The sequence below is a fragment of the Coleofasciculus sp. C1-SOL-03 genome (genome assembly GCF_040220555.1).
Classification (GTDB): Bacteria; Cyanobacteriota; Cyanobacteriia; order Cyanobacteriales; family Coleofasciculaceae; genus Coleofasciculus.
The window spans coordinates 1-22,946 of the sequence record NZ_JAVJUO010000083.1 but is presented as its reverse complement, the minus strand read 5'-3'; the positions used below and the strand labels follow the sequence as shown (position 1 = coordinate 22,946).

At 46.8% G+C, this 22,946-nt stretch carries 16 protein-coding genes; 11 read left to right on the top strand and 5 right to left on the bottom strand.

Annotated elements, in window-relative coordinates:
- Positions 1-167: 167 nt before the first annotated feature.
- Both psbV2 and psbV read right to left on the bottom strand, forming a co-directional pair.
- Positions 168-617 (bottom strand): photosystem II cytochrome PsbV2, encoded by a 450-nt coding sequence (psbV2, locus tag RIE73_RS14640; protein WP_446401873.1) that lies wholly within the window; start codon positions 615-617, stop codon positions 168-170.
- Positions 618-840: 223 nt separating this feature from the next.
- The gene (gene psbV / locus RIE73_RS14635) at positions 841-1,329 is read right to left on the bottom strand and encodes a photosystem II cytochrome c-550 (RefSeq protein WP_446401867.1); all 489 of its coding nucleotides are present in this window, start codon (positions 1,327-1,329) and stop codon (positions 841-843) included.
- Between the two features lie 43 nt (positions 1,330-1,372).
- Here psbV and RIE73_RS14630 point away from each other — a divergent pair, with 43 nt between their 5' ends.
- The gene (locus tag RIE73_RS14630; protein ID WP_446401866.1) at positions 1,373-1,591 is read left to right on the top strand and encodes a hypothetical protein; all 219 of its coding nucleotides are present in this window, start codon (positions 1,373-1,375) and stop codon (positions 1,589-1,591) included.
- A gap of 25 nt (positions 1,592-1,616) precedes the next feature.
- Here the strand turns inward: RIE73_RS14630 and accD are convergent, their stop codons facing one another.
- Together accD and RIE73_RS14620 are read right to left on the bottom strand one after the other, a co-directional pair.
- Positions 1,617-2,555, bottom strand: a complete 939-nt coding sequence (gene accD / locus RIE73_RS14625) for an acetyl-CoA carboxylase, carboxyltransferase subunit beta (RefSeq protein ID WP_446401865.1) — start codon at positions 2,553-2,555, stop codon at positions 1,617-1,619.
- A gap of 41 nt (positions 2,556-2,596) precedes the next feature.
- Positions 2,597-2,806: a hypothetical protein gene (locus RIE73_RS14620; RefSeq protein WP_006100380.1), complete on the bottom strand. Its 210-nt coding sequence runs from the start codon at positions 2,804-2,806 to the stop codon at positions 2,597-2,599.
- A 300-nt stretch (positions 2,807-3,106) separates the two neighbouring features.
- Here RIE73_RS14620 and RIE73_RS14615 point away from each other — a divergent pair, with 300 nt between their 5' ends.
- Positions 3,107-7,696 carry a CHAT domain-containing protein gene (locus RIE73_RS14615; protein WP_446401864.1) on the top strand — a complete coding sequence of 1,530 codons (4,590 nt, stop codon included), beginning with the start codon at positions 3,107-3,109 and terminating at the stop codon, positions 7,694-7,696.
- Between the two features lie 345 nt (positions 7,697-8,041).
- Here the strand turns inward: RIE73_RS14615 and RIE73_RS14610 are convergent, their stop codons facing one another.
- Positions 8,042-8,245, bottom strand: coding sequence for a hypothetical protein (locus RIE73_RS14610; RefSeq protein ID WP_446401863.1), 204 nt, complete (start codon positions 8,243-8,245; stop codon positions 8,042-8,044).
- Positions 8,246-8,300: 55 nt separating this feature from the next.
- Between RIE73_RS14610 and RIE73_RS14605 the strand changes: the two genes are divergently transcribed.
- The 9 genes from RIE73_RS14605 to RIE73_RS14565 all read left to right on the top strand — a co-directional run bounded on the left by RIE73_RS14605 (position 8,301) and on the right by RIE73_RS14565 (position 22,761).
- Entirely contained in the window at positions 8,301-8,678 is a 378-nt protein-coding gene (locus tag RIE73_RS14605) for a hypothetical protein (RefSeq protein ID WP_446401862.1), read from the top strand.
- A 242-nt stretch (positions 8,679-8,920) separates the two neighbouring features.
- Positions 8,921-10,339 carry an LCP family protein gene (locus RIE73_RS14600; protein ID WP_446401861.1) on the top strand — a complete coding sequence of 473 codons (1,419 nt, stop codon included), beginning with the start codon at positions 8,921-8,923 and terminating at the stop codon, positions 10,337-10,339.
- 627 nt (positions 10,340-10,966) lie between these two features.
- Positions 10,967-12,220 (top strand): DUF4912 domain-containing protein, encoded by a 1,254-nt coding sequence (locus tag RIE73_RS14595; RefSeq protein WP_446401860.1) that lies wholly within the window; start codon positions 10,967-10,969, stop codon positions 12,218-12,220.
- Between the two features lie 146 nt (positions 12,221-12,366).
- Entirely contained in the window at positions 12,367-12,933 is a 567-nt protein-coding gene (locus tag RIE73_RS14590; protein WP_446401859.1) for a hypothetical protein, read from the top strand.
- Positions 12,934-13,340: 407 nt separating this feature from the next.
- The gene (locus tag RIE73_RS14585) at positions 13,341-15,293 is read left to right on the top strand and encodes a ShlB/FhaC/HecB family hemolysin secretion/activation protein (RefSeq protein ID WP_446401872.1); all 1,953 of its coding nucleotides are present in this window, start codon (positions 13,341-13,343) and stop codon (positions 15,291-15,293) included.
- A 261-nt stretch (positions 15,294-15,554) separates the two neighbouring features.
- The gene (locus RIE73_RS14580) at positions 15,555-18,383 is read left to right on the top strand and encodes a cation-translocating P-type ATPase (RefSeq protein ID WP_446401858.1); all 2,829 of its coding nucleotides are present in this window, start codon (positions 15,555-15,557) and stop codon (positions 18,381-18,383) included.
- A gap of 46 nt (positions 18,384-18,429) precedes the next feature.
- Positions 18,430-19,578, top strand: a complete 1,149-nt coding sequence (gene recF, locus RIE73_RS14575; RefSeq protein WP_446401857.1) for a DNA replication/repair protein RecF — start codon at positions 18,430-18,432, stop codon at positions 19,576-19,578.
- A gap of 545 nt (positions 19,579-20,123) precedes the next feature.
- Positions 20,124-21,035, top strand: coding sequence for a pentapeptide repeat-containing protein (locus tag RIE73_RS14570; protein WP_446401856.1), 912 nt, complete (start codon positions 20,124-20,126; stop codon positions 21,033-21,035).
- A gap of 538 nt (positions 21,036-21,573) precedes the next feature.
- The gene (locus tag RIE73_RS14565) at positions 21,574-22,761 is read left to right on the top strand and encodes a glycoside hydrolase family 10 protein (RefSeq protein WP_446401855.1); all 1,188 of its coding nucleotides are present in this window, start codon (positions 21,574-21,576) and stop codon (positions 22,759-22,761) included.
- The last annotated feature ends 185 nt before the right edge of the window (positions 22,762-22,946 follow it).

Here is a 22,946-nt window from a genome sequence, read left to right as displayed (position 1 = left end):
AGGTTCCTAAAAATAAATTGTAACTAGACCAGAGCGAAGTGCTATAACTTCCTGCCAGCTTCCATCTGGCAATCCCCGTCCTCACATAGTAGGGCGGGGTTCATGAACTTATTACTTTGTCCAGAGGTGCCATGTCTGGAACAGGCTTCCCCTGCACCAGAGGACGTTTATGACGAAGCCTTACCACCCCAACCGGGAGCCTTTTGAGCGGCTCTGAGAACAAATGCCGCTAGCTTTTCTATTTGCTCCCGTGGCATCCAGGTGTCTGGCACTTGGCGACACCAAACACTCGGAGCGCTACCATCGTAGGTCATGGGTTCTCTGAGAAACGAGATAATTCCATCAACATTATCGCGAGGTGGGGTAGCTCCCGCCAATGTTTCCAATCCTAGGGATACTCTGGGATCTTGGAGGGTGGTTCCGCCAACATGACAATTGATGCAATGGGTTTTAAACAATTCTTTCCCCTCCGCCAAATCGTCTGGGGTAAATGCCTTGGTCTGTCCCTGTCCATCTAAATCTAATGCCACAGGTTCAGTCACCTTTAAGTAACGTTTAACATAGTCATCGATCGCATACGCGGGTGAGCTGACCATAAAGACAAGACAGAGCGCCATCAACGTAACGAACAGACGGTGAGACAAAACATTATATCGAAATGAATGGCTAAGGTGAACGCTTTTAATCCTAGTCTTCAGCATTAGTTTCTAGTTTTTTTATCTTTTGTTTTTGGTGACTGAAGGGTTGAACACTAGCCAATTAAACGTTGAAAGGTTTTACCTCCAACTTTTTAATCGTCTACTTCCAACCCTCCAATGAATCCTTTACAAAAATCCGGATTTAGTTGTAGACTTTACCGCCTCCCCACATGATACCTTGGATTTTGGGTTGAACTAGAATATAGCCCGCGATCGCCTTAAGGTCATCCTCAGTCAGATTTCTCATCTCCGGGAAGATATCGGCGCTGCGAGTGCTGGGGTGGAACTCATAAATTTCCGTAAATCCGTCGTAGGTTGTCGGATTTTTCATGTAATCGACGAGAGCGGCGATGTTATCGCGAGGGGGGAATGCCCCTTTGAGATCCTCTAAACGTAAGGTGACGTTCGGGTTAGTCTTGGTTCTGCCGCCGATATGACATTGACTACAGGTATCATTAAACAGGCGTTTACCTTTGGCGACCTCTTCTAGGCTGAGAACAGTGGTATCACCCTGGTCATTCACGGGAACGGTACGAACGTCCTTACTCAGTTCCAGAGCAGTGGCGCTACTCACCGCTATTTGAAATACAAAGAATACCATTGCCACAGCCAGCAAGATCAATCGTTTCATTCGGGGTTCTCCTTGGAAAATTTGGCTCATTCGTTTTAAATGCATGAAAATTGCTCAACCTGTAGCTTATCCTCTACCTGAAGGGCATCGCCGTCAACCACTCATGGGGATCAAACTGACAGTCTGCACGTCTACAGGTGTCACACTACGGATTTTCAGTGAACTCTTCACAGAAAATAGGGAATGCAAAAGTCGCCCATTTTATCATGCCATTCCGATGACGCCTTTCTCTCAAAAAGTTTTTGAACTCATCAGGCTATAGGTAAAAACTCACAAAACCCTCCCCCTCAAAACTCCGTTTTATGATCAGCGCCTTTCGCCATCAACGTCATTGGTTCCGAATGAGAAACCACAGTAGGTGAGGTGGGGAAGGGTTGATGGAGGCGGATAAGCTGGGCTAGCGTCTTTTTCAACTGGGTGCGAGGAACGATCGCATCGACAAATCCGTTCTGGAGTAGATATTCAGAGGTTTGAAAGTCGTCGGGGAGTTTTTCGCGCAAGGTTTGCTCAATCACTCGGCGTCCCGCAAAACCAATAGTGGCTTTGGGTTCAGCCAGGATAATGTCCCCTAACATGGCAAAACTAGCGGTAACGCCTCCCGTGGTGGGATGGGTTAATACAGGGATATAGAGTAGGTTAGCTTGACGATGCTGTTCCAGCGCCCCAGAGATTTTTGCCATCTGCATCAGGCTTAACATCCCCTCTTGCATTCTCGCCCCGCCAGAGGCGCAGATAATCACCACAGGTAAGCGTTGGCGGGTGGCTTGTTCGATCAGGCGGGTCAGTTTTTCGCCCACGACTGAACCCATACTCCCGCCCATGAATCGGAAATCCATGACGCCAAGGGCGATGGGTAATCCATGAATCTGTCCGATTCCCGTTTGCACGGCGTCAGTCAGTTGAGTCTTGTCTTGGTAGTCTTGTAGGCGATCTGTATAGGATTTGCGATCGCGGAATTTTAGCGGATCAGTGGGGCGAATTTGCTCATCAATGGGTATCCAGGTAGTGCCATCGATAAGCTGGCGAATCCGTTCATCGCTATATACCCGGATATGATGACCACATTCTGAGCAGACCATTTGATTCGCTCTCAGGTCTTTAGTATAGGTGAGAACCGCGCACGCCTCACATTTTGTCCACAATCCATCAGCAATTTCCCGTTCCCGTCGTTGTTGGGGCATCGGTTCTGATTTTCGTCGATTGGCAAACCAGTCAAATAAAGACATGAAACGTTTTTAATTCCTTAATAATTATCCGATATTTCTGCTTATTCCTCGTCTGGAGAACTGAGTAATAGCAAAGCTGTCCATTGATCATAAGAGCGAACTTGCAACGCAGCCGGACTTCCCGCGCCAAAATAGGATGGGATACCCTGGTCAATAATCCGACTAGGGATGTCGTGAGCTGCCAGAACCTGCTGCATCAGCTCGGCTTCCCAACGAGTATGGGTTGTTTTCAGGGTGATCCAGGTGGTCAAAATTAAGCAGGATGATCACAAGACAAGAGTTATTTTACTCGTTATCGGCGACTTCCTAGCTGATGTAGAGATGTGCAGTAGCACATCTGGGGGCGAGGGTGTCAATTTGTCGGGGCTGATCATCCAACGGACGCGATCGTGTTTATAGTTGCGCTGTCTTCGTCGGTGTCCAACTCCAAAGGTATCATCAAATAACAAACCTAAAACTTTATTATACTTTTCTTGCACTTTCTTATTTATTGATTAAACCATCGAAACAGGGGGATACAATTCAAGCAATATGTCTTGGTGTATCACCCGATGAAATTTCCTCAATGGTGTTTTAACTGGATATCTCTAACGGTTTCCCTCTCTCAAGCCATTCTGGTTACAATAGCGGCGCTAATTGTTAGTCCACAGACACGGGCGCAATCAATTGTCCCAGCCTCCGATGGAACGGGTACGATTGTTGAACAACAGGGAAATACATATACCATTAATGGCGGCAGTTTGTCAAGCGATGAAACCAATCTCTTCCACAGTTTCCAGGAGTTTGGTTTAGATGCCGATGAAATCGCTAATTTTATCGCCAATCCTTACCTCAACACTATTTTCGGGCGAGTGATGGGGACAAATCCCTCGCTGATTAATGGCTTGATTCAGGTGACAGGGGGAAATGCCAATTTATATTTAATGAATCCGGCGGGAATCGTGTTTGGGCAAAATGCTCAGCTAAATGTCCCGGCTGATTTTATCGCGACAACGGCTACAGGGATTGGGTTTGGCGAGAATCTTTGGTTCAATGCGTTCGGGACAAATGAGTATCAGCAATTAGTCGGAAATCCGCAACAGTTTATTTTTGATGTGTCTCAGCCCGGAAGTATTGTTAATGCTGGAAATTTAGCTATCTCCCAGGGTCAGAATTTAACTTTACTTGGTGGTACAGTGATTAATACGGGAGAACTGACAGCACCGGGAGGAAGAGTTACGATTGCAGCCGTTCCGGGTTCTCATCGGGTCAAGATTTCTCAACCGGGACAATTGCTATCTTTGGAAGTTGAACCATTGGTGAATAGTTCGGGACAAGTTATCCCCTTTACACCATTAGATTTAGCTGAATTGTTGACAGGGACAGATGAAACCCTAGAGACAGGCGTTGAGGTGGATTCAGCCGAAACGGTGAAATTAACGGATTCGGAATTAATTCTCCCCAATGAAACAGACGTTACTATTATCTCTGGCACAATTGATGTTTCCCAGATCGGAAATGCTGGAACACCAGTGGGGGCGCACGTCTATGAGGGGGCGCACGTCTATGAGGGGGCGCACGTCTATGAGGGGGCGCACGTCTATGAGGGGGCGCACGTCTATGAGGAGGCGCACGTCTATGAGGGGGCGCACGTCTATGCGCCCCTACATGCGGCTTCATCTGCAACTGGCGGCGAGATAAATGTTATTGGCAAAACTGTAGGATTAATCAGCGCCAATATTGATGCATCCGGTACAAATAATGGCGGTACTGTTCGCATTGGTGGCGACTATCAAGGTGCAGGAATAATTCCGAATGCTGACATCACATTAGTTAATGAAAATTCTACGATTAAAGCCGATGCTTTAACCGCAGGTGATGGCGGAACTGTGATTATCTGGGCAGATGAGCAAACTACATTTTATGGCAACATTAGCACTCGTGGTGGACTCAGTTCTGGTAATGGCGGTTTTGTGGAAGTATCTAGTCAGCAACAGTTAGCCTTTGATGGTGTTGTCGATGTAAGTGCTAGTGCGGGTGAAGCGGGACAGTTATTATTAGATCCCACGAGCGTGATTATTGGCACAACTGGAACTAATGATACAGCACTCAACGATAATCAAATCCTGTCGGGAGACGGTAGCGGGAGTTTCCTGATTTCTGCTAATTCACTGTTAACTGCATTAAATTCCGGGGATGTTTCAATTGCTGCCAGTAAAAACATTGATATTATCAGTGATATTAATTCCAGCAGTAGCAACAATTTAACCTTTGAAGCGGCGTTTATAAACTTGGATGCCTCAGTTTACTTGAATGGTGGTAATCTCACCTTTGAAGCGCCTGTGATTCTTCGCAGTAGTCAGACACTCAGCACAGGTTCTACAGTTGGCGGGGATATTACCTTTAATCGTAGTCTTCATGCCTTTAATCCGGGTACGGATACGTTAACCTTAGAAGCTGGAACTGGGAATATTACGTTTAATGGTGCTGTGGGTGGAGCGTTACCTTATAATGTGGCGGTACTGTTAGATGATCCGGTGGGATATTGGCGTCTGGATGAAGAGGGTGAGACGGCTTTTGACTCGTCTGGAAATAATATAGATGGCACTTACTTTGGTGGGGTAAATCGTAATCAAGAGGGGGCGTTAGTGGATGATGCTAATCCAGCACCGTTCTTTGATGGTACGACGGGGTATGTAGAAATTCCGGATTCAGATTTTATTGATTTTGGCACGAATGAAGATTTTACGATAACCGCTTGGATTAAAGTGTCGCCTGAACAATTGGATAGGGAACAGGCAGATAATGATGTTATTGAAAAATGGAGTGGAACCGAGCCATATCCTTATGTGATTCGGTATTACAACCAAACTCATCCGAACCCAGGCAAAATTGTTGCATTGCGATTTGATAACCCGAATATTTCTGGCGTTACCTCAACCGTATCCTTAAATGATGGAGAGTTTCATCATGTTGCTTTTATCAAAGAGGGTTCGACACTCTCTTTATACGTTGATGGGATTCTACAAGATACGAATACCGATATGACAAATCGCCCGACACAAAATAATTCTCCACTTTTTTTAGCACGTAGAGGGTCAAACTCACCAGTTGATAACTTTTTCACGGGCAGTATTGACGAAGTTGCCATTTACAATTCTGCCTTATCTCCTTCAGAAGTGGCGGCTCAATACACGACGGGAACAGGTACAGCCACCTCAAGAAAACTCGGTGGATTAACGGTCAATAATGCCGCCAATATCATAGCCAATGAGACAATAACTGCCAACATTATTGACCTAACAGCCAGTCAAGATATCACGACTCAATCCCTAGACACAAGTTCAAGTGCAGGTGATGGTGGTTCCATTACCCTTAATGCTGAAAATAATATTCAAGTCACCTCAATTAACACCCAAGCCGGAATTAACGATACAGGCGGAAATGTTGACATTACCGCTGGTGGATTCATCCAGATAACCGACACATTTATCGACCAAAATAGTAGAAATGCCAGTATTTCTACAGCCGGAGGTAACGGCGGAGGTATGATTACTATCGAACATGGCGGTCAAGGTTTGATTCCTTTTAATGTGGGTGATGCCTCCATTAACGGTACAGCAGGTGCGATTACCAGTGGCGAGTCTAACCTTGAACCTTCTCAATCGCTTCCTGATAACCAAACTGAAGGGAATATTCGGATTATCACCGATAAATTTATCACGGGTTCTTGTCCTCCTGACTGTTTAGACACTGAACAATCTGAGATAGATGAATCTGAGGATATTACTGAAGATGTCGTGATTGATAATTCTCCAGTTTTGAGTCCAATCGCGGAAACTGAAACCGCCTTCACGAATGACTATGAAGAATATTGGGGGTTAACTGAGACGCCAATTATTACGCTGACACAAGCACAAAGGACTTTACAAAGGATTGAACAGGCGGCTGGCGTAAAACCCGCTCTGATTTATGCGGTGTTTGTGCCAGGAAATGGTGTTGGAGATGATGGTGGGAAAGTGGAAGTTGAGACGAGAAAACGCAGAGGAACGCAGAGGGAAGCGCAGAGGGGCGCAGAGGGGGTTGGCGGTTGGGAGTCTATAGTTTTGGCTGAGGAGGTGTGGGAAGATACGGATAAATTGGAGTTGATTTTGGTTACGGCTGAAGGGGAACCGATTCGATATACTGTACCGGGGGCGACTCGGGAAAGGGTGATGGAAATGGTACAAACATTCCGTCGTGCGGTTACGGATACTCGCATTCCTCGTCCGTATCTTCCTAGCGCCCAACAATTATATCAGTGGTTAATTGCTCCCTTGGAGGAGGAGTTACAAGATAGAGAAATTAATAATCTAGCTTTTATTATGGATCAGGGTTTGCGTTCATTACCAGTAGCAGCGCTTCATGATGGGAATGGTTTTATTATTGAACGCTATAGTCTTGGGTTTATGCCAAGTTTGTCGCTCACGGATACTCGTTATGTGGATGTGAGAAATCTAGAGGTTTTGGCAATGGGGGCGTCGGAATTTACGGAGCAAAATCCCTTACCTGCTGTGCCTGTGGAATTATCCGCGATCGCAGATAAACTATGGCAAGGTGAATCGTTCCTTAATTCTACGTTTACTCCCGCCAATCTTAAAGCAGCACGGGCGGATCAACCCTTTGGTATTGTCCATTTGGCAACTCATGGTGAATTTAAACCAGGTAAACCCGAAAATTCCTATATCCAGTTTTGGAATACAAGACTATCCCTGGATCAAATTCGCCAACTTGGACTACATAATCCACCTGTAGAACTAATGGTATTAAGTGCTTGTCGAACCGCATTAGGAAATGAAGAGGCTGAGTTAGGATTTACCGGATTAGCGGTACAAGCGGGGGTAAAATCAGCGTTAGGAAGCCTCTGGTATGTCAGTGATGAGGGGACATTGGGATTAATGACCACGTTTTATCAAAACTTAAAGCAAGTCCCGATTAAAGCCGAAGCGCTGCGACAAACCCAATTAGCGATGATTCAGGGTCAGGTGAGGATTGAAAATGGGCAATTGATTACTCCAGATGGCACCATTGATTTACCTGAAGAATTAGCGGGAATTGAGGATAAGGCGTTTACTCATCCTTATTTTTGGAGTGCATTTACATTAGTAGGAAGTCCTTGGTAATGGTGTAGAGACTCCTCATGCTACGTCTCTACTGGCGGGCATTATCCACTTCCTCTCTCTTATCCCCTATTGCCTATTGCCAAAATCCAGATTTTCAGTGCCATTGATTTTAAATGTGTAGGGGCGGGTTTAGGAACTTGCGTTTGGTTATTGATGATAACCTTTGTGCAAAACCCGCCCTGACTGAGTATTGACTAAGTAGGTTAGCGGAAATAAACTCAACTTATGAAGTTATGTAAACAACCCTCAAACCCTTACAAAGGACAAAGGACGAATGACGAATGACGAATGACGAATGACGAATGACGATCACCACCGTTAACTTTAACTGTCCCTACCTACTTACTACTCAACCGGATGCTGATGAAATTGCCAGAAGCGCCACAAAAGAGCGATCGCCAAAATTATAGCGGGTGTGAGTACAGCAATCAGGGCATTCCCGGACGTTGCCGGAATAGGGGGTAAACTAGGACTGGCGTACTTAATCAGCAGGGAAATGCCAAGGGAGAGAATTAAGACTTTGACAATGAAATTGACTTGAATACCCATAAGTTTGTGTGCCACCTGGTATGCGGTTGTGATATTATTCCCTTTTTTAGCACCAATGAATCAACTTGACCCATTGGACAATCAAAACCTCCAACGTTTACAGCTATTTGCCTACCTGCTGCCCGTGATCGGCTTTTTTCCGGCACTGTGGACACTCTACCGTCGCCAAGGAACACGAGAACAGCAAGCGGCGAGTCGCTTGTCCATAACCTTGGCTTTCGCTTGGCTAGTAGGCTACATTTTATTATTGTCAGGGGCGCAGCTCACCGAGTTCTGGAGCTTCCGCCTGTTATTTATGAATACCATGCTCACCTCTGGGTATTTTTTAGTCAGTATTTGGCTCATGGTGCGCTTGTGGCAAGGGAAGTTACCCCGTCTCCCTGGGTTTAGTCAGGTGGCGGAAGGAAAAGTGCGAAAGCATCTGTCCGAGTAAACGATTTCAGCGTTTGGGTTGTCCGGTTATAGGAAAATGGTGACGGGCTTTTTGCCTGAAGTTGATCAACTGTTCTCATCTTTTGCCGTATTTGCCTGGTTTTGCCCCAAACGGTGAGAAAACCTGATATGAGTGTTTGTGTCAAATGCTCTAAACCAGACTCAGGGTAAGCAATAAGGGCATCGGCGTGTATCATCTGCCCAAACCCATCCTGATCGCTTATGTGTGTGTGAGGAAACCAAGTGCCAGCTCGAAAAACCTACGAAAAACCCCGCCCAGGACAGAAAAAGAGGAGTCAACCGCCGAAAAAGAAATCGGCTAAAGCTAAACGCGGACATTGGCTTTGGCTGTGGTTGGGCTTTACTGGCGTCGCCATGTTATCCGCGACAGCCGGGGCAATGCTTGCTGTTTCGCTGTCAAGTATGCCTTTACTGCAAAGCCAACTGAGTGATGATGAGGCAGCCGTCTTTAGCGAAAAGGGTAGTATGACCCGCAATAGTATGCGACTGCCCGAATTAACCCGACCTGTCAATATATTAATTTTGGGGACTAAGGTTCTCACCTCTGACTTGGATGAACCCACAGAGGAGGACTTAGGCTATCATGCACTGGTCAATTCCTTTGATGGGCATTCCGACACCATGCTGTTGGTTCGGTTTGACCCCAACAATCAAAAATTAAATGTTCTTTCTATTCCCCGCGATACCAAAACCTACGTTGAAGGGTATGGTTTGATTAAAATCAACGCCGCGAATTACCATGGGGGACCAGCATTAACGGCAAAGGCAGCCAGTGATCTCCTCGATGGTGTAGGGATTGACCGTTATGTGCGAGTGAATGTACAAGGTGTGGAAAAGCTTGTGGATGCCTTGGGTGGTGTCACCGTGTATGTTCCCAAGGATATGAAGTATCAAGATGATTCTCAACATCTCTATATCAACCTCAAGCAAGGCAAACAGCATCTGAATGGCGACCAGGCAATGCAATTTTTGCGCTTTCGCTATGACAAATATGGTGATGTTGGTCGAGTACAGCGTCAGCAAATCCTGATGCGAGCATTGATAGAGCAAGCACTCAATCCCAAAACCTTAGCCAGATTGCCTAAAATTCTATCGGTGATTCAGTCTCACATTGATACCAACTTAAGCGTTGAAGAATTGGTAGCTCTAATCGGATTTGCTGTCGATAGCAAACGGTCTGATGTACAAATGTTAATGGTTCCGGGGCGGTTTAACGGCACGGGCGAAAGTGAAGTCAGTTATTGGCTACCCAATCACCGCCAGATTCGGCAAATGGTGGCTCAACATTTCGATCAAGGCTACAGCGAATTCTCTGATATTGATCCAGCTTATTTACGGGTGGCGATTCAAGATAGTACCGATAATCCAGAAGCGGTTCAATCCCTAATCAGCACCCTAACAGAAGCGGGTTATCGGAACAGTTATGTCAGTGAACCTTGGGCAGAACCCTTGCGCGTCACCCGCATCATTGCCCAACAAGGAGACGAAGCCAGCGCTGCGGCTATCCGGGCTGATTTGGGATTTGGTGAGGTGCGGGTTGAGAGTACAGGTTCTCTGGCGTCCGATGTCACCATTCAGTTGGGTCAAGATTGGCTGGAACAGCAGGATTTCTCTTCGGATGAGGGGTTTTTTAATTTCTAGGTTATTTGTCATTTGTCATTTGTCCTTCGTCATTTGGTCGGGGCGGGTTTTGCTGCCAAGCTAGGGATAACAATCAATATTAGTCCCTAAACCCGCCCCTACAGACAGATGCTTCTGTAATCACGCTTGGAACATGACTCCCCTATCTCTCTCATCTTCCCCAGCTCCCAGACGTAGCATGCTACGTCTCTACACTGCTCCCCGAAGCGATCCCCCTTTTCCCGTAAATGTCATGAAGTTATGACATTATGATCCCCGACAAGCTTGTAAATTCGTCAATTCTTGAAAATTGGTGTCTTGATCCCCTTGACCGTACCTAAGGCTTTTCTGCTACATAGATAAATACAGCGATCCCAAAGAAATACTGATTTGAGTATTTCTGTGATCCCTTAGAGGAAAAATCTAAGTGTTATCGGGAGTAATCCCAACATCAGCCTAAAGAGTAAGTCGTGCGTGAGTTTGTACCTGCCCAAACCAAAGGCGAATGCAATGCCTCACCGAGACTGACTCCAAGGCGGTAGGAATCATCAACCTTTATCAAATGCGATGTTGTTAAACCATGATCCCCATTTTTTGATCCATAAGGAAAGATACAACCTACCTTCCTAACCATTGGAGAGCATATTCATGGCAAAAGAACGCCCACCTTTAGAAGAGATGACCTTACGGCAACTGCGTCGAGTTGCGAGTGAGTACGGCATCTCACGGTATAGCCGGATGCGTAAGGCGCAGTTACTGGCAGAAATTCAAAAAATCCAACACACCAAAATCTCGCTTAGTCCAACCAGCACAGTGGAGGCACAACCAGAAGTGGAAGCATCTAAATTTGAACTCGGTCAAGACGATCGCACCGGCGGTGATCTAGCATCTGTAGACGAAGGATTACCCGATTTACCCGCCGGGTATGGTGAAAGTCGGATTGTCCTCATGCCTCGCGATCCCCAATGGGCGTATACCTACTGGGATATTCCCAACGAACACAAGGAAGATCTGCGGCGTCAGGGAGGACAACAATTAGCACTGCGGATTTATGATGTCACCGATATTAACCTGGAATACCAAAGCGCCCATAGCATTCAGGAATATCCCTGTGACGAACTAGCACGAGAATGGTACTTACCGCTACCCGTTAGCGATCGCGATTACACTGTGGACATTGGCTATCGTTGTGCTGATGGTCGCTGGTTAGTCCTCGCCCGTTCTACACCCGTCCATGTTCCCCCGGTTTATCCCAGTGACTGGATTGAAGACCAATTCATCACCGTTAACTGGGATGAAGAACTCCAAGGCAAAACCGTATACGAGTTGGTTCCTCCCAGCAAGCGCCAACCTGTTACCGCAGATACCGCCCATACCGACAACCCCATCTACGACGAAATCTTTGGCATGGCGAAATCCGCCGAAGCCCAGCGCGTCGCGGGTTCTATGTACGGTTCAATGCAGCATGTTCCTGGATCGATGGCTCCGTCTCAATCCGTCAGTTCCTACATCTTCCCCTCTGGGGTGGGGATGTGGGCTGTACCCACCATGTCTGGCTTAACCATGTCCGGTGTTGGCATGTCCGGAGTCGGGATGGGGATGTCGGCGTCTATGCCACCCATTCGTCCTCGTCAGTTCTGGTTGGTTGCCGATGCTGAATTGATTGTTTACGGCGCAACCGAACCCGATGCCACCGTAACCATTGGCGGGCGTCCAATTAAACTGAACCCAGACGGAACCTTCCGCTTCCAGATGTCCTTCCAAGATGGTTTGATCGACTATCCCATCATGGCAGTGGCAGCCGATGGCGAACAAACTCGCTCGATTCAGATGAAATTTACCCGCGAGACGCCCTCCCGCCATACCAACACTAAAGAAGAAATGGTTCCCGAATGGCTCTAACAATTACAGTGTGAAGCACAAAGGATAACCACGAACTATCGTTAATCTTGCCACTTCACACTTCATCCCGAATCTTTCATACTTCTAGAAGTGTCCCCTGACGACTGTCGGGGGATTTTTTTACGAAATTCTCTGGAAAAAACAAGATGAAACCCGAAGAAATTACTGTCAAGCTGACAGAACTTTTTAATTCCCAGGCGGTTCAACAGGTAGAATCAGGGACGTGGCAGGTGGAAACACCTCAACTGAGAGTGTTAATCCTGCTGTCCTCAGACCAGTCTTGGTTAAGAATTTTGGTTCCCATTGCATCGGCTCAAGAGGCTCAACCCTTTCTGGAACAACTCCTAGAAGCCAATTTTGATGAAACGCAGGACACTCGCTATGCCCTGAATCAAAATGTGCTTTGGGGCGTCTTTCAACATAAGCGGGAGACGCTTGACCCTGATGATTTTGGTTATGCAGTTATACGACTGGTTGCCTTATGTCAACAGGGGTTAGAGTCCAGCTTTGACCAGTTTGTAGATCGTCAAATTCGTCAAATCATTAGAGCGGCAAAGCAGCAAGGGCAATCCTTGGAGACAACCCTGCAAACCCTAGATCGCTTTTATCAGGAAGGTTTGATGGGTGAGATGGAATCCAGAGAACAAACCGAAGAAGTCTTGGCACAATGGCAACGGCGCTTAGAACGTCTTTGGTCAGAGGTAGAACCCTGAAGGAGTGGCAAGAAAGCTAAAAGGGAGACTGGGTGTAGGGGGTGGGGTATAGGGTGTCGGGTATGGGGAAAATTCCTTGCTCCTGAAGGGATGTCAAAATACCACCATCAGTACAGACGCACCAGGGCGTGTCTGCACTTTGATCATTGGTAAACAACTGTGCGTACACATGACATAGACGCGCAAGCGGCTTCTGCTTGGGCTAAATCCCCCTCGAAGAGTAGAGTAAGGAATCAGACGCGATATTCATGGGCTGGACTCTACAGTATGAGCTTCGGGGCAGTTCTTCCAGAACAATTAGTCGCTGGAGGCACTCAACGATGAAAGAGTCGGGGAGTAAGCTTTTAGTGAAGATTTTTTTAAAGGGGCAGATTCTGGGACAACTAACACCTGTTTGGGTGGGGATTATGGGTTTAAATGCACCAACGGCGCTGGGTACAACTCCAATGTCTGTGTCACAAGTAAGCCAGAATCCTGTCCATCCACCTACTAATCTGATTGAATTCTCTCACCAGCCATTTCAGAAGGCAGAAGGTTTTCACAAGGCAGAGGGCAGAGGGCAGAAGGCAGAAGATGACTCTAGAACAGAGGGTAAATGGCTGCCAGGAAAAGAGTCAAGTGGCATAGTAGATGGCAATGATCTCTCTTTAGAGGAACACGAACTAACCCAAGATCACGCTTACCTGGATGAGGTTCCGATCGCACAAACCCCGCCCACGATTCCCAACCCCGAAATCCTCCAACCCAGTCCAGACGATCGTTTTCCTCAACCCACACCTAGTCCTGAACCCTTACGTCCCGATGAGTCCCCACCGTTGACCCAACCGGAACCCACTCCCTCTCGTCCCACCAGTCCCAATGTGGAGATGATTCAAATCGAGAAAATCAATGTCACAGGTAGCACTATCTTTGAACCCGAGGACTTCGCTCCCATTGTCCAACCCTTGGAAGGAGAAGCCGTTACCCTACAACAACTCCAACAGGCTGCCGATGCTATCACTCAACTCTATTTAAATCGTGGTTACATCACCTCAAGAGCCATTCTAGTAGACCAGGTGATTACTGATGGTGTCGTAGAGATTTTTGTCCTAGAAGGGAGTCTGGAGGAGATTAAAATTGAAGGGATTCGCCGCCTTAAACCCAGTTATATCCAAAATCGGATTCAGCTAGGTGTCAGCACACCCCTAAATACTGCTCGCTTGGAAGATAAATTGCGGCTACTGCGGACGAATCCCTTATTTGAGTCCGTAGACGCCAGTCTTCGTGCTGGTACTCAACCGGGAAAAAGCAATTTAATTATTCGTGTTGTTGAAGCCAATCCCTTTGAAGGTAATTTCACCATCGATAACTATTCACCGCCCAGCGTAGGTTCAGAACGATTGGGCGTAGATGGGCGCTATCGTAATCTAACCGGGTATGGGGATGAACTAACCGCGAGTTACTTCTATTCCACCACAGGTGGCTCAAAGGTGATCAACATGGGCTATCGCCTTCCCCTGAATGCTAAAAATGGCACCCTGCAACTACAAGCCAGCGTTGATCGCAATCAAATCACAGCCGAACCTTTTCCTAGCTTAGGTATTCGGATTGAAGGAGAATCTGAACAGTATGAGATTAGTTTTCGTCAACCTTTAATTCGCACCTCCCGTGAAAGATTCGCCCTATCCCTAGGTTTTAGCTTTAGGGAAAGTCAGACATTTATAAATGACGTCCCCTTCTTAAGTCCTGGGGCTGATATTGACGGGATAACGCGCACCAGTGTGATTCAATTTGGACAAGACTACCTACGTCGTGATTCTGGGGGAGCGTGGTCAGTGCGATCGCTCTTTAGTCTGGGTACAGGGTGGTTGGATGCGACGGTTAATCCCGATCCTGATCCGGATGGACGTTTTTTAAGCTGGCTGGGTCAGATCCAACGAGTTCAAATTTTCAGTGAGGGTCATTTTTTAATTATGGGGGCTGACATTCAACTGTCTCCCAATACTCTGTTACCGTCGCAGCAATTTGTCATTGGTGGCGCTCAATCCGTGCGCGGCTATCGACAGAATGCTCGAATTGGTGATAATGGCGTGCGATTATTCTTAGAAGACCGGATCACCTTAGAGGAAAATGCATCAGGTGCGTCAACGTTCCAAATTGCGCCATTTTTAAATGCGGGTTGGGTGTGGAATAATCCCGATAATCAGAACATTCTGCCTCAAGAACAGTTTTTAGCCAGTCTGGGTATGGGGATACTTTGGCAACCGCTACCTGGATTAGATTTGCGCCTTGACTATGGTTTGCCTTTAGTCGAACTGGAGGATCAAGGTGAAAATGCTCAAGATCAGGGGTTCCATTTTTCGGTTCGCTACCAGTTTTAAGGGAATAGGGGAGCAGGGGAAGATGGGGAAGATGGGGAAGATGAGGAAGATGGGGAAGATGAGGGAGATGAGAAAGTTAACTCAAAACTCTACCTTACCTATTTATTGCCTATGACACACCGAGCGAAGCCGAGGTGTTGCCCATTGCCCATTGCCCATTGCCCATTGCCCATTGCCCATTGCCTGTTCCCTGTTCCCTGTTCCCTGACGACAATTACAGTTGTTGTCTGAAAAGACTATGATTGATTGGGTATCATGTTTATGCAAACCTGCCCCGTGACTTCATCTCATCGTTCCCATTCGTTACCTGATCCGTTAAATGCATGGCATACCCAATCCATAGACGAGTCCCTTGTCCAACTGGATAGCAATTCCCAGACGGGTTTGAACTCTGAACAAGTCAGCGAGCGATCGCAATATTACGGATTAAACGAACTCGAAGAAACTGCGGGTCGCAGTTCTTGGGTGATTCTTTTGGATCAGTTCACCAATATCATGCTGATTATGCTGATTGTGGTGGCGATTATCTCTGGAGTCATTGACTTGATCGATTGGCGACAAGGCGGGTTAGAGGCGGGTCAGGTTCCGTTTAAGGATACGATCGCGATTCTATTAATCGTTATTCTTAATGGCGTCTTGGGCTATCTGCAAGAAAGTCGGGCAGAAAAAGCCCTCGCCGCCCTAAAAAATCTTGCCTCTCCCAAAGTCCGTGTCCTCCGCGAGGGTAGACCGATGGAGGTGGATAGTAAACAGCTTGTCCCTGGAGACATTATGCTCCTGGAAGCGGGGGTGCAAATTGCGGCTGATGGACGGTTAATTGAGGAATCAAACTTACAGATACGGGAATCGGCTTTAACGGGAGAAGCTCATGCGGTGAATAAGCAAGCCGCCGTTACCTTAGCCGAGGATACTCCCTTAGGCGATCGCATTAATTTAGTCTTTCAGGGAACTGAAGTCGTTCAAGGTCGCGGTACTGTCCTGGTTGCAGCCACAGGGATGAAGACGGAACTGGGACGGATTGCGGAAATGTTGCAAGGGGTGGAAAGTGAACCAACACCCTTGCAACAGCGGATGACCCAATTAGGGAATGTCTTGGTCAGTGGTTCCCTAATTTTGGTGGTGCTGGTTGTTGTTGGTGGCTTAATTCAAAGTGGCGGAGATTTAGGCGTTTTCCAAAAATTAGTGAAAGTGTCCCTAAGTATGGCGGTAGCGGTGGTGCCAGAAGGCTTACCGGCGGTGATTACTGTCACCTTGGCATTGGGGACTCAACGCATGGTACGTCGCCATGCGCTGATCCGTAAACTTCCCGCCGTGGAAACCTTAGGCAGTGTGACGACAATCTGTTCCGATAAAACCGGTACCCTGACTCAAAATAAGATGGTTGTGCAATGGGTGATCACGCCCCAGCACATATTCCAAGTCACGGGAGAAGGCTATGCGCCTAACGGGGAGTTTCTCATCGCCGAGACAGCGGTTTCTGCCCAAGAGTATCCGGAATTACAGGTCTTACTTCAAGGATGCGCCCTTTGTAATGATGCCCTCTTGCAGTATGAACAGGAGGATTGGTCAATTTTAGGCGATCCCACTGAAGGGGCATTAATTACCTTAGCCGGGAAGGGCGGTGTGGATAAAGAACCGTTGCGGCGTCAGTTTCCCAGGGTGGGTGAAATTCCCTTTTCCTCGGAACGGAAACGCATGAGTGTAATCTGTCAAGGGTCAAATGGATCAGTGGCAACGAATGATGGACAAGGAACCTACCTGATGTTTACCAAGGGTTCCCCTGAGTTAGTCTTGGAGCGTTGCCATTCTTTGCAGGCGGGCGATCGCACCGAGGTGTTGACTGATGAGCAACGGACGGATATTCTGCGGCACAATAATCAAATGGCTGGGGCAGGATTGCGAGTCTTGGGGTTTGCCTATAAGCCTCTGGATGCTGTACCTGATGACGGGGTAGAGGCTAGTGAAGCGACAGAGCAAGAATTAGTTTGGTTGGGACTGGTGGGGATGTTAGATGCCCCTCGTCCAGAAGTCCTGGATGCCGTGCAACGCTGTCGGAATGCGGGTATCCGCCCAGTGATGATTACTGGAGATCATCAGTTAACGGCGAGAGCGATCGCTCATGCGTTGGGTATTGCCGATCAACATGATCGGGTTCTCACGGGTCAAGAGTTACAAAAGCTGGGACAATCGGATCTGGACAACCAGGTGGAAGCGGTGAGTGTTTATGCTCGCGTGTCTCCGGAACATAAGTTGCGGATTGTCCAGGGACTTCAGCGTCAAGGTGAATTCGTGGCGATGACGGGGGATGGGGTGAATGATGCTCCCGCCCTGAAGCAAGCGGATATCGGCATTGCCATGGGGATTACTGGAACCGATGTGAGTAAAGAAGCCAGTGATATGGTACTGCTGGATGATAACTTTGCCACGATTGTTGCCGCCACGGAAGAAGGTCGCACGGTTTATGATAATATTCGTCGCTTTATTCGTTATATCTTAGGCAGTAATATTGGTGAGGTGTTAACCATTGCCGCTGCACCGATTATGGGACTCCCCGATGTTCCCCTGTCACCGTTACAAATCCTCTGGATGAACTTAGTCACTGACGGTTTACCCGCCCTAGCGTTAGCAGTAGAACCCGCTGAACCGGATGTGATGAAGCGTCCTCCCTTTAGTCCCCGTGAGAGTATTTTTGCCCGGGGGCTGGGTGCCTATATGGTGCGGATTGGGATTATTTTCGCTATTGTCACGATTATTTTAATGGGGCTGGCGTTTGACTATTTCCCACTCCACTGGAAAACGATGGTCTTTACCACGTTATGTGTGGCGCAGATGGGACATGCGATCGCGGTTCGTTCCAATACCCGTTTAACGATTGAGGTGAATCCGTTCTCGAATCCCTATTTAATTTGGGCAGTAACGGTGACGACGATTTTGCAATTGGCATTGGTTTATGTGCCGTTTTTGCAAAATTTCTTTGGTACAGAACCGCTCACGCTGACTGAATTACTTATCTGTTTAGGGTTTAGTACGTCATTGTTTATTTGGGTTGAGTTGGAGAAGATCGTTATTCGTTGGTACAAAAATCGGTGATTTTCTGACAAAGGACAAAGGACGAATGACCAATGACGAATAACCAATGTACTTAAAATGCTTAAAGTTGCGCCAGTTTCGGAATTATCGGGATTGCTTGGTTAATTTTGAGGCACCGAAAACGATTTTGGTGGGAAATAATGCTCAGGGAAAGTCGAATCTGCTAGAAGCGGTAGAATTACTCTCGACGCTGAAGAGTCATCGGTCAGGACGCGATCGCGAAATGGTGTTGGAGGATGCCTCGATGGGTCAGATTCAGGCACTATTGGAACGGGCTTATGGTTCTGTTGAACTGGGATTAACCCTTCGCAGTCAGGGACGCCGCACTGTTGCTTTAAATCGTGAATCCTTACGTCGCCAGCTTGATTTTTTAGGGATTTTGAATGCGGTACAGTTTTCCAGTCTGGATATGGATTTAGTTCGTGGCAGTCCGGAACGACGCCGGAGTTGGCTGGATTCGATTCTCACCCAACTTGAACCTGTCTATGCTTATATTTTGCAGCAATATAATCAAATACTACGCCAGCGGAATGCCTTACTGAAAACCATCCGGAAGCAGGAGGAAGAGGGGACACAAGATGGGGTAATATTAAAGCAGCCCCAGGCAGAACTTGCCCTTTGGGATGCACAACTGGCGACGGCGGGTTCACGGGTGACTCGGCGTCGTGCTAGAGTTCTACAACGATTAGCACCCCTTGCTCAATCTTGGCATAGCAGTATTAGTGGTAAGACAGAGGTACTGGAAGTGACCTACGCGCCAAATGTCAACCTGGAGAAGGATGACCCAGAAGGTGTTCAGCAGGCATTTTTAGATAAACTCCACCATCGTCGTTTTCCCGAACAGCGTCAGGGGATAACTCTGGTTGGTCCACATCGAGATGATGTGGAATTTACAATTAATCAAACGCCAGCCCGTTCCTATGGGTCTCAAGGACAGCAACGGACGTTGGTTTTGGCACTCAAATTGGCAGAATTAAAGCTGATTGAAGAGGTTGTGGGTGAACCGCCTTTGTTATTACTGGATGATGTGTTGGCAGAACTTGATCCTAACCGCCAAAATCAGCTTTTAGATGCGATTCAAGACCGATTTCAAACCCTGATCACCACGACTCACTTAGGCGCATTTGATTCCCAGTGGTTGAACTCCTCCCAAATTCTTTCCGTTCAAGCGGGTCAAATTCAACCCTTGGCGTAAAAATCAGTTGTCATTTGTCATACAATTATTTAGTTTTTTATAATCATCACTATATCAGCCCATTAATTGCAAATTTAATTGGTATAGGGTGTATGACAAGTATGGCAGTGTAATCTGAATTATTAGGCAGACAGGATTGAAATTAATATTAATTAACAATTTCTTTAAGCTTGATAAAGAAGGCGGCGATTTGGGCGAAATGGCAATCGTATAGCAGTATAATCTTTATTAGTAAAGTCAGGCAGGAACATTTTGGCAACGTTAAGGATTTTAAATTTTGGCGACGTCCTAGGACATCGGTCAAGAAACCGGGTTTCTTTGGGTGAAAGATTGATATTGCGTTGTCATCCTGACGAGAAACCCAGTTTCTAGGAATAGGCTCAATGGATTATACTACAGTTTAAGGACGTTGGGTATAAACGTAAATTTTTTCAAAGAATGTTTATTCCTTAACTATCAGGATTAAAGTAGAAAGAGAATCCCATGAAAATTATCAATCCATTCAACTTTGCCCAAATCATAAATACTTAGTGGACGTTGTAGCTATGAATGTTAGACAACTTCTCAAACTGTACGAACAAGGAAATCGAGAATTCACCGGGATTGACCTCAGTGGGGCGAATCTTCGGGGAGTTATGTTAATCGGAGTTAACCTAACGGGGGCGAATCTCAGAGGAGCAGATTTGACCAGGGCATTTTTACTCAAATCTGATTTGAGTGGCGCTCAGATGAATTGGACGAATCTTAATTACGTTAAGATGAGCGATGCCAAACTGGTTGACGCTGATTTGACTAAAGCCAATATCAACGGTGCCTTTATGGTGAAATCTAAGCTCACAGGGGCTAAACTCAGTGGGGCAATATTGAATGGTACAAACCTCCGACGGGCTAACTTATGGGGGGCAAATCTTTGCGGAGCGCAGTTAGAACGGGTGAATTTGCGGGATGCCAATTTAACTGGCGTGAATTTCAAATGGGCGAATTTATCGGAAGCAAGGCTGATTGGTGCGAGAGTTTATGGGTCAGCCCTAAGTTTTGTTAATCTCAGCTACGCCTGGTTAAAAGATTTAGATTTAGCGGGTGCTGATTTAGAAGGGGTTAATTTCCAAGGCGCGAGATTAAGTCGGGCGAATTTAGAAGGGGCAAGTTTGATTGCCGCTAATTTAGAAGCGGCTAAACTGGATTGGGCGAATCTGCAAGGGGCAGATTTAAGCGGCGCTAATTTGACTCAAGCGAATCTGGAGAATGCGAATCTAACCTGGGCAATTCTCAGAAAAGCTGAGTTGCTAGATGCCAATTTGGAAGGTGCAAAGCTCTATGGTTTAGATATTAATGATATGCACGTTAGTAATGGGGGGGGATTTCAAGCCACCAACCAGGGCGTAGGATTTCAAGCCAACAATCAGGGCGTGGGATTTCAAGCCAACAACCAATTTGCTTACTCAGCGGCTGTTTGACCGGAAATTGATATCCTAGAATCGGGCGTACATCGGTGTGAAATCGGGCGCACGTCAGTCTTATGTGTCAACTTAAGCCACATTACCCACGATAGGATACTGGGTGTGGGGTATGGGGTGACCGGGTGTGGGGGAAAGCGAGCAATTTTGGCTCACTATGTATTAAACGGAGCCTGTTTGAAAAAAACATTGTGGATGAATAGGTGAGGTGAATGGTGGTAGGTGTGAGGTTTTTTAGCCGACAACAGACAATTCCATCCCGACACCCGACACCCGACACCCGACACCCGACACCCTTGCTCAACCGAGCTTTCACCTTAAGTTGACACCAATGCACGTCAGTGCGCCCCTACGGTTTCCGGATATAATGTTAATCCCTTGACATAAGACAAATGACATATAGCAATCCTAAATAGGTTGTGAAAAATCAAAAAATAGAAAAAAGTGTTGAAACTCTTTCCCATTGCCCATTGCCTATTCCCCATTCCCGAAAATTATCAAATTTTTGGACACGACTCAAATAGGATTGCTATAGAGAATGACGAGTGACAAACGTCAACGTAGATTCAGGGTTTTTCTCACATTAGGGCTGGTATTTAGTATTGTCCTACTGATTGCTAAATCGATTGTATTTTCCCCATCCTTAGCCCGTTCTCAAACGCCGACAAAAATCACGGAAATCCGAGGGGTTTGGTTGACAAATGTGGCAAGTAGTGTATTGTTTTCACCGTGGGGAATTAATCGGGCGTTGACTCAATTGTCTCAACTGAACTTTAACACGGTGTATCCGGTGGTTTGGAATCGAGGGCATACCTTTTATCCGAGTAGGGTGGCGACACAAGAACCCCTGCTGAGGATTATGCGCCTCAATGGAGATGTTTTAGAAGAAATTGTACAGCAGGGACATCGCCAAGGGTTACGGGTAATTCCTTGGTTTGAGTATGGATTTATGACAACGATTCATTCTCAATTAGCGCGGCGTCATCCTAGCTGGATAACTCAGAGTTTAACTCAAAAATCTGATCCGGAGAATCCCCAACTCTTATGGCTGAATCCATTGCATCCAGAAGTCCAACGGCTGATTCTCGATTTAATTAAGGAAGTGGTGAGTCAGTATGATGTGGATGGGATTCAGTTGGATGATCACTTTGGGATGCCCGTAGAATTGGGGTATGATCCTTATACAATAGAGCGTTATCAGCAAGAACATTCTGGAAATCCTCCGCCAAATTCACCATTAAATGGGGAATGGATGCGCTGGCGGGCGAATAAAATTAGTCAGTTTATGGGAGAGATTGTCCAGACGGTTAAATCGATTAAACCGGATTGTATCATATCCCTGTCACCCAATCCCCAAGCCTTTGCCTATAAACATTATCTGCAAGACTGGCAAACCTGGGTACAACGGGGTTGGGTAGATGAATTGGTATTACAGGTTTATCGGGATGACTTAAGTCGTTTTACGGCGGAACTTAATCAACCCGCAGTACGCATGGCGCGGCGGACAATTCCGGTAAGTATTGGCATTTTAACAGGAACCTTAGGTGATCCGATTCCCTTTGACCAAATTCAAGCACAAGTTGAAGCGGTTCGCGATCGCGCCTTTGATGGTGTATCCTTTTTTTATTGGGAAACCCTGTGGAGTTATTTGACACCGGAGTCCCCTCAACAACGACGACGGGGATTTCGAGAATTATTTCCCTATCCGGCGATTAGACCCAATTGACTGAGGGGGTGACAAGGAACTTGAGGGTACTACTGGGTGTAGGGTGTAGGGTGTAGGGTGTAGGGTGTAGGGTGTAGGGTGTAGGGTGTAGGGTGTAGGGTGTAGGGTGTAGGGTGTCAACACCGAGCGGAGTCGAGGTGTTGAACTTTAAAAAGGGAGTAACAAAAAACTCTATTGTTTATGCG